The sequence below is a fragment of the Synechococcus sp. MU1642 genome (genome assembly GCF_020514115.1).
Lineage (GTDB): Bacteria > Cyanobacteriota > Cyanobacteriia > PCC-6307 > Cyanobiaceae > Parasynechococcus.
In genome coordinates, this window is the sequence record NZ_VTKZ01000001.1 from 351377 (window position 1) to 363556 (window position 12180).

The window sequence follows — 12180 nt, forward strand, 5'->3', positions numbered from 1 at the left end:
CCTCCCTATTTTTTCGGAGTCGGCCCATGAAGCGCGACAAGCGCCGGATACCTCCCCTAACGGACCTGCTTCTACGGGGTCTGCGCATTGGGGCGAGCACCCTCGCCCTGGTTGAACTGCTGCGCAGCGATTGGAGTGGAGGCTGTCTAGCAAGCCTAGCCTGGCTTGTCTTCGTTCAGGTGGAGCGTCGGCGAGCGCCGCTCAAGCCTCCGTTCTGAGAATCGAATCGATGCAATTTGGGTGCTGACGGATGTATTCGTTGAACTCCATGGCCAGCAGACGCGCTTCAAAGGCATCCGTGGCGTAAAAACAGGATTCCAACTTTTCTCCGTTTGATGTCTTGTGGCGGACGGTGTAAGCAGCCCGTCCCTGAGTAATGCTGGCCATGGGCTGATGAATCAGTCGTTTCAAGCTGGCACTCCTGCCAGGTGGAATTCCATAACCATTCGTTCATGTTTGCGTTTCAACGCTTCGTGAAGCTGTTTGAAGTAACTGACAGTCCCCCTGAACGCTCTGCCCGCATCCTCCTGCCGATGGCCTTTTGTTCTCTGTCGTTCAACGTTGCTGTGGCCTCACTCTTGTCTCTGAGTGCATTGCCTGGTCTGGCGGAATGGCAGCCGATGCAGGAGCCGGGGGTTTGGCAATCGCGTCGCGGCGAGTTGCTGCCCGGCGATGGCTGGATCTTCATGGAGGCCCTCGACACCCCCGCGCTCAAGGCGGCTGAATACATCCGGTACCCAAAAACTGTGGAAGGTGGCGTTGAGGTCGAGGCAGGCCTGTTAATCCAGCGCGCTGGCCAGGATCAGTGGAGCCAACGGGTTCTGCCGATGCGCGCCAACTGCGCCAACGGTCAGCTGGAGCAACGCCGGGCCGATGGTTCCTGGACCAATTACCCCGGACGGGATGGAACCGTGGTTAAGGTCCGCTGGATCTGCGCATTGCGATGAGTCGGCCTGCTTTTCGCTACGAAGAACCGGAACGCTTCGGCGAGTCGCTCACCACGGCACGTCCCTGGAACCGGTCTGCTCTGACCGATGTGGAGCGTCTCAATGGCCGGGTAGCCATGCTCGGTTTCGCGGCTGCAGTGGTGTTTGAAAAGACCACAGGCTTGGGAATTGCGGGTCAGCTTGGTGCAGCTCTGCGCTGGTACCTGCAGTTGGGTTGATCGATGACGGTTGTTCCTGTTCTGAAGGACTCCCAACGCTTCAAGTTGGATGCCACTGATGACGCGATCTTCTACAGCGAGCCTCGTTTTGTTCACCACCTGGATGCAGGTTTTAGGACTCGGCTGACCGCCCTCTATCGCGAGCGCATTCCGCCCTGTGCCCAGGTGCTGGATCTCATGAGCAGTTGGGTCAGCCACCTGCCGGAAGACATCAGTTATGACAAGGTGATCGGTCATGGCCTCAATGGAGATGAGCTCAGCGCCAACCCGCGATTGGATCAGCATTGGGTTCAGAACCTCAACCGTGACCAAACCCTTCCGGTTGAGGACGCTTCGATCGATGCCACCCTCATCGTGGCTGGTTGGCAATACCTACAACAGCCCGAGCTGATCGCCGCTGAGCTGTTGCGGATCACCCGTCCCCGGGGCCAGGTGATCGTGGCGTTTTCAAATCGAATGTTCTTCACCAAGGCTCCGCAGGTCTGGACCGATGGTGATGACGGCGATCACCTCCGTTATGTCGCTGAGGTGTTGATGGCCCAGGGCTGGCCACAGCCGGAAATCGTTGCCGAAGACACCCGCGCCGAAGGTGTGATGGGTTTGTTCGGTGGCAAGGGAGATCCTTTCTTTGCCGTTGTGGCGGAGAAACCTCTCCAGTAATTCCTCGTCTTTCCTTTGAATTCAAGGGATGGACGCTGACCTCAAGTGCGGCAGCGTGAGGCGAGAACCAGGATCTCCATGAGTTTTACCCTTCCGGGTCTTCTCCCCTGGCGCTTCAGGATCGTTTTGATCGGTCAGCAGGTTGTTCTCGAGGCTTCCTCCGAGGATCAACAGCTGAGCACGGTTCTTGAGCCTGGTGGAAGTCGCATTCGGCGTGGCTACGACCTGATCAAGGCCCCGCAATGTGCGCTGATCAGGTGATCAGCACAGCTCGTCTCACCCAGCCCGTCGTCATTTTCGGTGGCTTTCTGATCACGGAAGAGGCCTATCGCCCCCTCGCTGATTGGATTCATCAGGCCAGCGGTGTTGCAGTGCGGATCGTGCCTGCGTCCAAATTGGATTGGCTGGCCACCAGCTGGGGCTTCGGTTGGTGTCGCCTGCTAGATCGCGTTGATACCGCTGTGCGCGAGCTTCAAAGCCAGTCGCCCACCGGTCGAGTCACCCTGATTGGTCACAGTTCCGGTGGGGTGATGTTGCGTCCTTATCTGGCCGATAAGACCTTTCTGGGACGTCGATTCAACGGTGCAGCCCGATGCAATCGCTTGATCACTCTCGGCAGTCCCCATCAGGCTCTGCGTGCCACACCGCTGCGCGCTCGGGTGGATCGTGAGTTTCCGGGTTGTCCTGAAGCCGATCGGGTGGATTACGTCGCAGTTGCGGGTCGGCTGGATCCTCTGCGAGCGAATGCATCCAGCTTTTCGAGGCGCAGCTCTGCCCGCAGCTATCGCCAGATCATGGGCGACCCGGATCTGGAGGGGGATGGTCTGGTGCCGATTTCATCAGCTCTGTTGCGGGATGCCCGTTGGATTGAGCTCGCTGATACGGCTCACGGGGGATTGTTCGGCCAAAGCTGGTACGGCTCCACCGATCGCATCGAACGCTGGTGGTCGCTGTTGGGTGACTGAGCCAGGCGATCAGTCATTGTGGCTTGCTTCGGCGATCAGCTTGTGCAGGAATCGAAAGGGTTTGGGGGTGAGGCCACCTCGGCCAAACGCAAAACCAGCAAGAAGCGCAAGCCAGGCACGTCAAACCATCGCCGCGATCAATGTCCGATGGGGCGCGATCCTGGTCTTGAGGCGATTCAGGCCAGGCAGTGCCTTGGATTGCCGCTGACCGGGCGGTTGACCTTTGCCCAGGTGAAGCGGGCCCACAAACTTCTAGCTGTTCAACATCACCCGGACAAAGGGGGAGACCCTGACGTAATGACGCGGTTCAACACAGCCCGCGATGTGCTGCTTGAGCCTGAGATGGAGATGCTTGCTGCCTGACGCCCTTTGAGGCCGATCAGCTACCGCTGCTGCGACCCAGCACCAACCAGGTGATAAGCATCAGACCACTGAGGCTGACCACGGTGTAAATCCAATCGGCGTATGGCGTCCAGAACAGTCCCGCAACGGGGGCTGTCATCGGTCCCAGACCAGCAGGAGCACCACAAACAACGCTCCGAACACGAGGAAGGGGGTGAGCAGCGTCAGCAGAGACTGTGTTTCGATCGTTCTGATTGCAGCAGGCGGATCATCCGGCGGTCTGTTTTGATCTGTCAAATCTCCGTTATTGACTGAGATTGGGGCCAGAGCTCACGGCCAATCCACCTTCACCGGGATCGAGCAGTGGGATGAACAACCGTCAGCGTGAAATTCTTGTTGCTTTTTCGGCCTCGATGGGGCTTGGGTTGCTTGGCGGGTTGGCGTTCAACGTCACGTCTCAACTGATCCGGCCGGGCCTGGGCCCGGCATACCCAGCAGGGCCTGTACTTCAAGGTCCGGCGTTGCCTGAGCGTTCACTCGATCCTGGCTGTTTCGTTCCTCCTGGAGGCGGCCCGCCTGTCAAGAAGAACTTCCAGCCCTGTTAATTGCATTGTCAGGAAAGGTTTTTGGGTAAAACTTTCAAAAGAAAAAATTAAAAAGTTGATCAACTATACCTAAAATTGTGTCAATTGTTTGCTCCGATACCGAAACTCAAGACTCCCCGAGGTGATTGTTTGGACCTCTTCCAGTCAACGCATGAACAGCGATCAGCGTCTCAGCTATCTGCACTTAATGAACAAAGCTGCTGAATCTGAAGACAGGCAGAGCTATTTCTATTACCTCAAGCTGGCTGAACAAACACTGCAACGCCAGGATCCTGACGTGCTCTGGAAGCCTGCAGATTGATTCAGCGAATCATGTTGGCCTTGAAAAAACCGAATCCAAGGCCAAAGGATGAGGATTGATCACGGTGCAGCGTGACTGAAACATCGAAATCGAGAAGATCTGACTGTTCGATGTCCTCACGCTTCAAGTTGTAAGCGTTGTCAGCTTCAAAGCGATCGAGGATTGCAACGCGATGGGTCTCTAGATAATCCACCACCTGCTTCAGCACATGGTCGCGCCACGCTTCGCTTGCGTCTTTGCCGACTCGATCAGACATGGTGGATTGACCTGTGTTTACAGATTGAACCCGAAACCGCCAATGCCCCGCTTGCCGTGGTGATACAGGTGAACTGGAACCATCCAGGGCGCCGATAAACTCATAGGGCCATACACCGGGGAATAGCTGCGGTAGATCGGACGGACGAGGCGGCGACAGGGGTTGTCGATCGCATTTTTGTAGCCCCTCCTGTAGCCCTTGCTAGGCCTTTTTCTTCTTGTGGGAGTGTTGTCGATTGTGGTGGGAGTGACCGCGATGGGCTTCAGCTGCAGGACTCAGGACGATTCCGGCTTCCCCCCACGAAAAGCATGGCGATGCAAAGACGTTGGACAAGTGTCATGGTGGGTCGATTGACTAAAAAAATGTATTGCGGCTCGACCTGCAAACCATGTCAGCTTTCCGGTCAAGTTTGACTGGATGCTGCTTTGGGCCGTGAATGCCTATTCAGTGTCTGTGCGCTGTTCGAGCACGAATCGCAACGCCCATAGTCCGGCATAGGAGCCCGTCAGAACGAGGAGGATCAGGATCAGCACGACACATCCTCAAAGTGGGGGTGTGTTGTAGCTGACCTGTGTTTGTTCTGTGGTCAGATCGTCCAGTAGCCGTACCAATCGGGATGGGCTGGAATTTCATTGACTTGGGGATCCGCGATCAGTTTTAAATGCCATTGGCCATTGCCGTGAATCGGCAGCAGATCATCGAGCGCACTGTCCATTTCGACAGAGTGAAGGTCATCCTTATGAACTTGCTCCTGTCCTCGCAGCCAACGCTGGCGTGCCCGCGCTTTTGCAGAGGCTGAAGAACAGGCCACGATCACCCCAAAGGCGTGCTGTTCGGCCATTGAAGTGGGGTCATAGGCGCCAAGGTTGACGAACCACAGCTGCTGACTATCAGCACTGGATCGATCCTGCGCTTGCTCAATAACCTCAACGCGATGGCCATCGACATGGTCGATGCAGCGATAGCTGTCGATGTGCAAGCCACGGCGAAGGCCGATCCATTCCTGCCGAAGGGCCGGCAACGTGGCCTCAATGGTCTCACCCACCACCCAGCGCACATCGTGCTGCTCGACATGGCAGCCCTTACAACGGCCCCCCAGCACTACCAGGAACAACTTCTTTGCGCTGCTCATCGCTGGGCTGTTGATGGGTCGTCGGTATGGGCAACGATGGCTCGGCAGTGGGCGATGAACTCCTCGGCGTTTCTCTCACCTTTGGCTTCTTTCGTCTGCAGGCTGAGAATCTCAAAGGTCGCGGCGCTGCTGCTGCTCACCGGGGAGACCGTCGGACTGCGGCTTCCATCATGAAGTTGGCTGTCCAACGGCAGTCCGTCGAAGGGATCCGTGCCGTCGCAACGCTGAAAGGCTGAGTGAATGGCATCGATGGCCTCCCTCACCTGGTAGGTGGCTCCTCGCTTTCTGGCGCGCTTGGTGATCGTTACCGCAGTGTGGTTCAGCAGCCGTTTGTAGCTGTTGGCATCGATGTCCAGCCAGCTGGGGGGCCTGACCGACAACGGATTGCGTCCCATGCACCCCTCGGTGGCTCAAGATTTTCAGATTTTTTCGAGCCAGGCCAGGAACAACAGGCGGATTTCCTCTTCGTTCGTTATGCGCTCGCTCAGGGATGCCGTCACGGCACCGGGGTGTTCGCGCCGCACGATTAGCTCAGCCTCGTAGGCATCCGATGCCTCAACAGGTATGAAGCCGGCGTCAACGGACGCTGGAGAGCAATAGAAGACGGGGTAACGGCTCATCGAGGCGCTGCAACCTCCAACCGATAGCAACGAACAAGTGATCGAGGGAATGGTTGCCGGGGCTCTCGCCCTCATCTGTTGGGTTCAGGGATTTTCCTTAAGTCCTGAGCCTTAACGGCCGCCGATTCATACCTTTGGTTGTACTTGCTAAGGCACCTTGGCGTTTGATTCTGGAGATAAGACAGACCGATTCATTGCCGCAGCCAAGTCACGGGCGGAAGCTGCACTGAATGAGCCGACACCAAAATTGACGGCCTTGGAAAGGGGCATGTTGGAGTCGCTGCGACAAGGCGGAAGGCCGGTACGTCACGGTTGATCTCAGCGCATCAGTAGCCAAACAGCCAAGGCACCACAACCAAACCCCTTGATGAACTGGGCCCAGGTGAGGCCGTAGGTATCGAGCGAAAGCGTTCTCATCATCAGATTCAGAATCTCCTTGTGTTTCCGAATCAACGGCGAGCTGTTGGCCGTGTTCAGTTGTGGAATCTGTTTGAGTTTGATCTCCCCGAGCTTGGTCAACGTTGCTAATTCTTTCCGCTGCTGAACCTTAAGGGCACTTCAGTGGACAGCGATCTCAACCCTCTCTGCGGATGGCTTCATCCTTCATCCGCTGAACCCGCTCCAAAACGGATTCATTGCTCATCCTGTTATTGAGCCGTTCTACCAACAGTGGAAAGGCCAATGGGCTGGGCCGCAGGGTTTCAACGTGCAGCCATTCCTGGCTTGCAGCGCGTTCCAAGGCTGCCTCCAGTCGTGAGATCTCCAACTGGTCGTCGAGCACCTCCTGCTGTGCCTGCAGCAGCAAGCGGTTATTCGGTTCGTGACGGCTGAAGACATCAAACAGCAGCGAGGCGCTGATCTGAAGCTGACCGGTGCTTTTGCTGGATCCAGGGAATCCCCGGTTCATCAGTCCAGCGATCTGGGCGATGGCGCGAAAACGTCTCCGTTGCAGCTCGGAAAGATTCAGTGCGTTTTTCAGATCCTGCTCCAGTTTTTGACGATCGAGCAGGAGATCGATGTGATCCTCCAGCAATTCCGCCATGGGGTAGTTCTTTGGAGCCAACAGCTCAAAGCCGTAGTCGTTCACCGAAACCGTGATCGTGCCCCGCTCCAGACTGGTGAGCCGCGACGCCCAGAGGAAGCCGATGCCCTCATGTACGAACCGCCCTTCAAAGGGGTAAGCAAACAGGTGCGTGCCTTCCCGGGTGTGACAGGTCTCAATCAACAGCTGCCCAACCGTCGGCAACACCGAGATGTCCTGTTGCCGATCAAACAGGGGCTTTAGAGCCTGCAGTTCGGCGTTGTCGAGATCACCCCGGCTGGCTCGGTCCACTTCGAGACGCAGGTGATGGGTCAGCAGATCGGAGAGAGCCATCTGCCCCCCAGCCCAGGCAGGCACCGTGCGCGTTTTTTTTGTGCTCACCTTCACGTAAGCGGTCATGTCGCGCAGCCGCACGAATTCCAGCTGACGGCCGGAGAAGAAGAACACATCCTTCGGCTTCAGCTGGCTGATGAAGTTCTCCTCCACATGGCCGAGCACTGCACCACGCACAAAGCGCACGGTGATTGCCGGTGCGGCCGTGATCGTCCCAACGTTGAGACGGTGCAGCCGGGCGATGGCCTTCTCGCCAACCCGGTAGCGCTGGCTTGTCTCCTCCCACTCGAGCTTGCGGTAGCGGGGATAGGCCCCGAGGCACTCCCCGCCTTGCTCGAGAAACAGCATGCACCAGTCCCAATCCTCCTGGCTCAGCTCGGTGTAGGCCGCGCAGCTCCGCACGGTCTGCAAGGTCTGCTCGGGATTGAAACCAGGGCCGCATGCCAACCCCGTGAGGTGCTGCAGCAGCACATCCAGAGGGGCTTTCGGTGGCTTGCGTTGTTCCACCAGGCCCTCCGCCAGTCCCCGACGCACAGCACTGAGTTCGAGCAGTTCGAGCGCATTGGTGGGCATGAACAGCACCTTGGATGTTCCGCCGGGCAAGTGCGCTGACCGCCCCGCCCGCTGCAGCAGCCGCGCCAGATTCTTTGGGCTGCCGATCTGCACCACTTGTTCCACGGGTTGGAAGTCCACCCCGAGGTCCAGGGAGCTGGTGCACACCACCCAACGAATGCCGCCGGCCTTCACGGAGGCTTCGATCGCTTCACGCTCGCTGCGATCAATTGCGCTGTGGTGCAGAGCCAATCCCTCCTCCATTTCCGGGCAGGCGAAGCGCAGACACTGGTGCCAACGCTCCGACTGATTGCGGGTGTTGGTGAACAGCAAGGTGCTGATCCCGGGATTGAGGCGGGCCACCAGCTCCTCATACATCCGCAACCCGAGGTGTCCGGCCCAGGGGAAGCCATCGATCGTCTCCGGAAGGATGCTCTGAATATCCATGCTGCGGGCAGGGGCGCCCCCGATCAGCTGTGGCTCCCCTGCCGTCCCCAGGGCATGGCGCGCTGCCTGGTCGATGTTGCCAATGGTGGCACTGATGGCCCAGGTCTGGAGCTGGGGACACAGCTGGCGCAACCAGCTCAGGCACAGCTCCGTCTGGCTGCCCCGTTTGCTACCCATCAACTCGTGCCATTCATCGAGGATCACCGTCTGCAGCTGGCCAAACAGCTCTTCGGCCTTGGCATTGCTCAGCAGGAGAGCGAGGGATTCGGGAGTGGTGACCAGGATTTGTGGTGGTGCCTTGAGCTGTTTTGTGCGTTCGCTGCTGCTGCTGTCGCCATTGCGGATGCCCAACCGTATCGGCCAATCCATCGCCTCGATCGGTTCGCGGATCGCTAGTGATAAGTCGCGGCTGAGGGCGCGCAATGGCGTGATGTAGAGCAGACGTATTCCTTTTAACGGCTGTTCCTCAGCCAACATCCGCGCAATCGGTCCCATTACAGCGGCGAAGGTTTTGCCGGACCCTGTGGGCACTTGGATCAACCCGTTCCGCCCCGCCAGATAGGCGATCCAGGTCTCCTGTTGGAACGGGAGCGGTGCCCAGTTTTTCTGCGCAAACCAGGCATGAATCGGGTTCAATCGAGGGTCGCTGCTTTTTGGCTTGACCTTGGCCTTCGCTTTTGAAGCTGCCATCAGCGGTTCTGGATCAACCCCATCGCTGTTTGGAGTGAATCCGCTTCATCGGCGGGTTTGTCGCGTCGCCAGCGAAGGATGCGCGGGAAACGCACGGAAATGCCGGATTTGTGGCGTTTTGAGGGGTGGATGCCCTCAAAGCCGATTTCAAACACCAGCTCGGTTTTCAGGGATCGTGCCGGCCCGAAGCGCTGGAGGGTGTTGCGTCGGATCCAGCGGTCAAGCTCGAGGATTTCGGCGTCGTTGAGGCCGGAATAGGCCTTGGCGAAGGTCACCAACTGGGGCTCTTCAGCATTGGTCCAGAGGCCGAAGGTGTAATCGGTGAACAGGTTGGCGCGTCGCCCACTGCCGGCCTGGGCATAAAGGAGCACTGCGTCGAGGGTCATAGGCTCCAGCTTGTGTTTCCACCAGTTGCCGCGCTTGCGTCCGCTCAGATAAGGCGATTCCGCGTGTTTGAGCATCAGGCCTTCGGAGTTGTGTTGACGGGCCATGTTGCGTTGTGTCTCCAGCTCCTCCCAGGTGTTGATCGACCAGGACGGGCTCTGCTGCAGCCGCCACGACTCTGGATGCTTGATGTTTCCCAGCAGCGCAGCCAGTTGCTGCTGACGCTGTCGTAATCCCTGCTGGCGGATGTCGACGCCCTGATGTTCCAGCAGGTCATAGGCGATGAATTGCATCGGGCAGTCCCGTTTCAACGTTGCTCCAACGGTTTTGCGGCCGAGCCGTCGTTGCAGCTGATCAAAGCCAAGCGGTGTGGCCGCGTTTTGTTGCCAGCAGATCAGCTCGCCGTCGAGAACGCTGCCGGATGGCAAAGCCTGAGCCAAATCCACAAGCTCAGGGAAGCTCTCGTTGACCAGTTCTTCTCCACGGCTCCAGAGGTAGACGCCGGAACCGCGGTGAATCAGCTGACCGCGGATCCCATCCCATTTCCACTCCAGTTGCCAATCTTTTACGGATGTCTTCTTCAGTCGTTCGGGTTCCAGGGGGCTGGCGAGATAAAAGGGGTACGGCGTGCCACTGGAGCGGTGCTCATCCGGCGTCGCAGGGGCGGTGAGTTGATCGAATCGCTCGGCGGAGGGCTCAAAGCCCCCCATCAGCCGTTGCACCACCAAACTTTCCTCGAGATCAAAAGCCTTGGCGATGGCGCGGCTGATCAGTCCCGTCGACACGCCTACACGGAACCCCCCAGTGAGCAACTTATTGACGATGAAGTGTTGATCGCGCGGGGTTCGGTGCCAGAGCCAGATCACCGCATTGGCCTGACCGTCCTCGCTTCTGGTGCTGATGGCCGGCAGCAGGGTGTCCATCCACCAGCGCAGGGGCATTTCTCCCTCTGTGCTGGGCAGACCGGGATCGGTTGCTTCAACCCGCTCTTGCACGGCGGGCCAGAGCAGGCTGATGGTTTCGGCTGAGTCGCCCACCTGGCCGTAGCAGTCGTCGATCAGCCAATCCGGTAGACCACCTCGGTCCCGGAGGATGTCGCGCAGTCGGCGACCGGTGATCAAGCGACGGCGTCGTTTGCCCAACAGCAGCGTCAACGTCCAAGCCGCTTCCCCTGGCTCGACCCCTTGAAAGTGATCCACCAGCGCCTGCACCTTGGCCTTGGTGCCAGTGACCTGATCCAGCTGATTGAACAGGTCCTGAAAGGCCCGCATGCGCGCTTGAACGGGATGGATGAATGCACCGCCATCCTGACAAGACATTTTGTGAGCAGTGCTGGAAATCCGGCGCAGACCTGTGTTGATCTGAGCGACAGCTTTCTGAATCAGCCGGATGGCACTTCTCTGGGACAACCTGGCGCAACAACTGGACACTATCCGCGCCACTGAGTCAGCAACTGCCGTGGTGACTCCTGTGGCTATTTCGGAAAATGCGGAGGATCCTTCCGACCGTCAACGTCGGCTGCAGAAGGCACTTGAAGCCGTTAAAGACAGCGGCAACACCATGATGATCGAGTCGCTCAATGCCGCGATTGAAGGCCGTCAAGCGAATCTCAACCTCCCCGAGCTGCCTGACGGCATCGCCAAGTTCTAGTCAGATTCCCCTTCAAATAAGGTCTCCAGCGGCTCCGCATCCACACCCTCCACCTCCCGCAGGTATCGGGCCAGAACGTCGCTCTGTCCATGGGTGACGTACACCTTGCGGGCGCCGCTGTCTCGAACGGTCTGGATCAGTCCAGGCCAGTCGGCGTGATCACTGAGCACGAACCCCCGCTCATAGCCCCGGCGTCGTCTGGCTCCGCGCACGGCCATCCAGCCGGAGGCAAAGGCGGTTTGAGGTGATTTGAAGCGGCGCATCCAGCTGGAGCGATGGGCCGATGGCGGCGCCAGGATCAATCGCCCATGGAGAGGATCCTTTCGGGGCAGTTCGCTGACGGGACGGCTGGGGGTCATGGGAACCCCCGCATCCCGGTAGTGACGGGTCACGGTCTCCACGGCACCGTGCAACAGCACTTCCTCTTCCACGCCGATGGCCTTGAGCTCAGCCAGCAAGCGTTGGGCTTTGCCGAAGGCGTAGCAGAACAGCAGTGACGGCCTGCTGCGATCACCGCTCCACCAGGCATGGATGTCCTGGGCTACCTGCGCCCCGCTCTGCCAGCGATAGATCGGCATCCCGAATGTGGCTTCGGTGATCAGCACATCGCAGCGAACCGGTTCAAAGGGTTCGCAACTGGGGTCATCATCCCGTTTGTAATCACCGCTGACCACCCACACCTCACCCTCCGATTCCAGGCGGATCTGCGCTGAACCGAGCACGTGTCCGGCGCTGTGAAACGACACCTTGCATTGCCCCAGCCAGTGTTCTTCGCCGTAGGCCACCGGGTGAAGCGTGATGTTCTGACCGAGCCTCTGGCGCAGAACCCCTTCACTGGAGGCCACGGCCCAGTACTCCCCGCATCCGGGTCGGGCGTGGTCGGCATGAGCGTGGGTGATCAGAGCCCGAGGGACTGGACGCCAAGGGTCGACCCAGGCCTTTGCAGCTTGGCAATACAACCCTTCTGGCGTGTGTTCGATCAAGCTCCGCTGCTGATCGCTGAAGACAGTCTGAAAGCCCCGTGACTTGAACGCGT

Annotated in this window: 18 protein-coding genes; 9 read left to right on the top strand and 9 right to left on the bottom strand. The window is 58.7% G+C overall.

What is annotated here, in order from left to right; all coding sequences use genetic code 11:
* Window positions 1-26 precede the first annotated feature (26 nt).
* Window positions 27-218, top strand: coding sequence for a hypothetical protein (locus FZZ85_RS02145; RefSeq protein WP_226411742.1), 192 nt, complete (start codon window positions 27-29; stop codon window positions 216-218).
* Here the strand turns inward: FZZ85_RS02145 and FZZ85_RS02150 are convergent.
* Window positions 202-387, bottom strand: coding sequence for a hypothetical protein (locus FZZ85_RS02150; RefSeq protein ID WP_226411744.1), 186 nt, complete (start codon window positions 385-387; stop codon window positions 202-204). The two genes, FZZ85_RS02145 and FZZ85_RS02150, sit on opposite strands and share 17 nt — an antisense overlap.
* Before the next feature lie 65 nt (window positions 388-452).
* On the opposite strand from FZZ85_RS02150, the gene FZZ85_RS02155 reads away from it, so the two are divergent.
* From FZZ85_RS02155 to FZZ85_RS02180, 6 genes are all read left to right on the top strand, one after another.
* The gene (locus FZZ85_RS02155; RefSeq protein ID WP_226411746.1) at window positions 453-947 is read left to right on the top strand and encodes a hypothetical protein; all 495 of its coding nucleotides are present in this window, start codon (window positions 453-455) and stop codon (window positions 945-947) included.
* Entirely contained in the window at window positions 944-1165 is a 222-nt protein-coding gene (locus tag FZZ85_RS02160; protein ID WP_226411748.1) for a chlorophyll a/b-binding protein, read from the top strand. The genes FZZ85_RS02155 and FZZ85_RS02160 overlap by 4 nt, the downstream gene beginning before the upstream one ends.
* Window positions 1166-1168: 3 nt before the next feature.
* Complete coding sequence (locus FZZ85_RS02165) at window positions 1169-1825, top strand: methyltransferase domain-containing protein (protein WP_226411750.1); 657 nt, start codon at window positions 1169-1171, stop codon at window positions 1823-1825.
* A gap of 78 nt (window positions 1826-1903) precedes the next feature.
* On the top strand, window positions 1904-2086 hold the full coding sequence (locus tag FZZ85_RS02170) for a hypothetical protein (protein WP_115132715.1): 183 nt from the start codon (window positions 1904-1906) through the stop codon (window positions 2084-2086).
* Window positions 2068-2790, top strand: coding sequence for a triacylglycerol lipase (locus FZZ85_RS02175; protein WP_226411752.1), 723 nt, complete (start codon window positions 2068-2070; stop codon window positions 2788-2790). The genes FZZ85_RS02170 and FZZ85_RS02175 overlap by 19 nt, the downstream gene beginning before the upstream one ends.
* An 18-nt stretch (window positions 2791-2808) precedes the next feature.
* Window positions 2809-3153 carry a molecular chaperone DnaJ gene (locus FZZ85_RS02180; protein WP_226411754.1) on the top strand — a complete coding sequence of 115 codons (345 nt, stop codon included), beginning with the start codon at window positions 2809-2811 and terminating at the stop codon, window positions 3151-3153.
* 16 nt (window positions 3154-3169) lie between these two features.
* On the opposite strand, the gene FZZ85_RS12015 is transcribed toward FZZ85_RS02180, so the two are convergent.
* On the bottom strand, window positions 3170-3292 hold the full coding sequence (locus FZZ85_RS12015; RefSeq protein WP_006849913.1) for a hypothetical protein: 123 nt from the start codon (window positions 3290-3292) through the stop codon (window positions 3170-3172).
* Between the two features lie 596 nt (window positions 3293-3888).
* On the opposite strand from FZZ85_RS12015, the gene FZZ85_RS02185 reads away from it, so the two are divergent.
* Window positions 3889-4038, top strand: coding sequence for a hypothetical protein (locus FZZ85_RS02185; RefSeq protein ID WP_226411756.1), 150 nt, complete (start codon window positions 3889-3891; stop codon window positions 4036-4038).
* A gap of 1 nt (window position 4039) precedes the next feature.
* Here FZZ85_RS02185 and FZZ85_RS02190 read toward each other — a convergent pair whose 3' ends face one another.
* The 6 genes from FZZ85_RS02190 to FZZ85_RS02215 form a co-directional block, all read right to left on the bottom strand.
* A complete protein-coding gene (locus tag FZZ85_RS02190) occupies window positions 4040-4294 on the bottom strand; it encodes a hypothetical protein (protein WP_226411758.1) in 255 nt (84 codons plus the stop codon).
* A gap of 586 nt (window positions 4295-4880) precedes the next feature.
* Window positions 4881-5426, bottom strand: a complete 546-nt coding sequence (locus FZZ85_RS02195; protein ID WP_226411760.1) for a DUF1543 domain-containing protein — start codon at window positions 5424-5426, stop codon at window positions 4881-4883.
* On the bottom strand, window positions 5423-5821 hold the full coding sequence (locus tag FZZ85_RS02200) for a hypothetical protein (RefSeq protein WP_226411762.1): 399 nt from the start codon (window positions 5819-5821) through the stop codon (window positions 5423-5425). The genes FZZ85_RS02195 and FZZ85_RS02200 overlap by 4 nt, the downstream gene beginning before the upstream one ends.
* 24 nt (window positions 5822-5845) lie before the next feature.
* Window positions 5846-6046, bottom strand: a complete 201-nt coding sequence (locus tag FZZ85_RS02205) for a hypothetical protein (protein ID WP_226411764.1) — start codon at window positions 6044-6046, stop codon at window positions 5846-5848.
* Window positions 6047-6620: 574 nt separating this feature from the next.
* Window positions 6621-9110, bottom strand: a complete 2490-nt coding sequence (locus tag FZZ85_RS02210) for a ligase-associated DNA damage response DEXH box helicase (RefSeq protein WP_226411766.1) — start codon at window positions 9108-9110, stop codon at window positions 6621-6623.
* Window positions 9110-10765, bottom strand: a complete 1656-nt coding sequence (locus FZZ85_RS02215; protein WP_226411967.1) for an ATP-dependent DNA ligase — start codon at window positions 10763-10765, stop codon at window positions 9110-9112. Before FZZ85_RS02215 ends, FZZ85_RS02210 begins: the two co-directional genes overlap by 1 nt.
* Before the next feature lie 118 nt (window positions 10766-10883).
* Here FZZ85_RS02215 and FZZ85_RS02220 point away from each other — a divergent pair, with 118 nt between their 5' ends.
* Entirely contained in the window at window positions 10884-11144 is a 261-nt protein-coding gene (locus FZZ85_RS02220; RefSeq protein WP_226411768.1) for a hypothetical protein, read from the top strand.
* Here FZZ85_RS02220 and FZZ85_RS02225 read toward each other — a convergent pair.
* On the bottom strand, window positions 11141-12127 hold the full coding sequence (locus FZZ85_RS02225; RefSeq protein WP_226411770.1) for a ligase-associated DNA damage response exonuclease: 987 nt from the start codon (window positions 12125-12127) through the stop codon (window positions 11141-11143). The genes FZZ85_RS02220 and FZZ85_RS02225 overlap by 4 nt on opposite strands.
* Between the last annotated feature and the right edge of the window lie 53 nt (window positions 12128-12180).

Coding starts and splice junctions, on each gene's coding strand:
- FZZ85_RS02185 (WP_226411756.1), top strand. CDS start 3,889: ATGAACAGCGATCAGCGTCTCAGCTATCTGCACTTAATGAACAAAGCT.
- FZZ85_RS02175 (WP_226411752.1), top strand. CDS start 2,068: ATGTGCGCTGATCAGGTGATCAGCACAGCTCGTCTCACCCAGCCCGTC.
- FZZ85_RS02170 (WP_115132715.1), top strand. CDS start 1,904: ATGAGTTTTACCCTTCCGGGTCTTCTCCCCTGGCGCTTCAGGATCGTT.
- FZZ85_RS02155 (WP_226411746.1), top strand. CDS start 453: ATGTTTGCGTTTCAACGCTTCGTGAAGCTGTTTGAAGTAACTGACAGT.
- FZZ85_RS02190 (WP_226411758.1), bottom strand. CDS start 4,294: ATGTCTGATCGAGTCGGCAAAGACGCAAGCGAAGCGTGGCGCGACCAT.
- FZZ85_RS02210 (WP_226411766.1), bottom strand. CDS start 9,110: ATGGCAGCTTCAAAAGCGAAGGCCAAGGTCAAGCCAAAAAGCAGCGAC.
- FZZ85_RS02220 (WP_226411768.1), top strand. CDS start 10,884: ATGGCACTTCTCTGGGACAACCTGGCGCAACAACTGGACACTATCCGC.
- FZZ85_RS02215 (WP_226411967.1), bottom strand. CDS start 10,765: ATGCGGGCCTTTCAGGACCTGTTCAATCAGCTGGATCAGGTCACTGGC.
- FZZ85_RS02195 (WP_226411760.1), bottom strand. CDS start 5,426: ATGAGCAGCGCAAAGAAGTTGTTCCTGGTAGTGCTGGGGGGCCGTTGT.
- FZZ85_RS02200 (WP_226411762.1), bottom strand. CDS start 5,821: ATGGGACGCAATCCGTTGTCGGTCAGGCCCCCCAGCTGGCTGGACATC.
- FZZ85_RS02160 (WP_226411748.1), top strand. CDS start 944: ATGAGTCGGCCTGCTTTTCGCTACGAAGAACCGGAACGCTTCGGCGAG.
- FZZ85_RS12015 (WP_006849913.1), bottom strand. CDS start 3,292: ATGACAGCCCCCGTTGCGGGACTGTTCTGGACGCCATACGCCGATTGG.
- FZZ85_RS02205 (WP_226411764.1), bottom strand. CDS start 6,046: ATGAGCCGTTACCCCGTCTTCTATTGCTCTCCAGCGTCCGTTGACGCC.
- FZZ85_RS02165 (WP_226411750.1), top strand. CDS start 1,169: ATGACGGTTGTTCCTGTTCTGAAGGACTCCCAACGCTTCAAGTTGGAT.
- FZZ85_RS02150 (WP_226411744.1), bottom strand. CDS start 387: ATGGCCAGCATTACTCAGGGACGGGCTGCTTACACCGTCCGCCACAAG.
- FZZ85_RS02145 (WP_226411742.1), top strand. CDS start 27: ATGAAGCGCGACAAGCGCCGGATACCTCCCCTAACGGACCTGCTTCTA.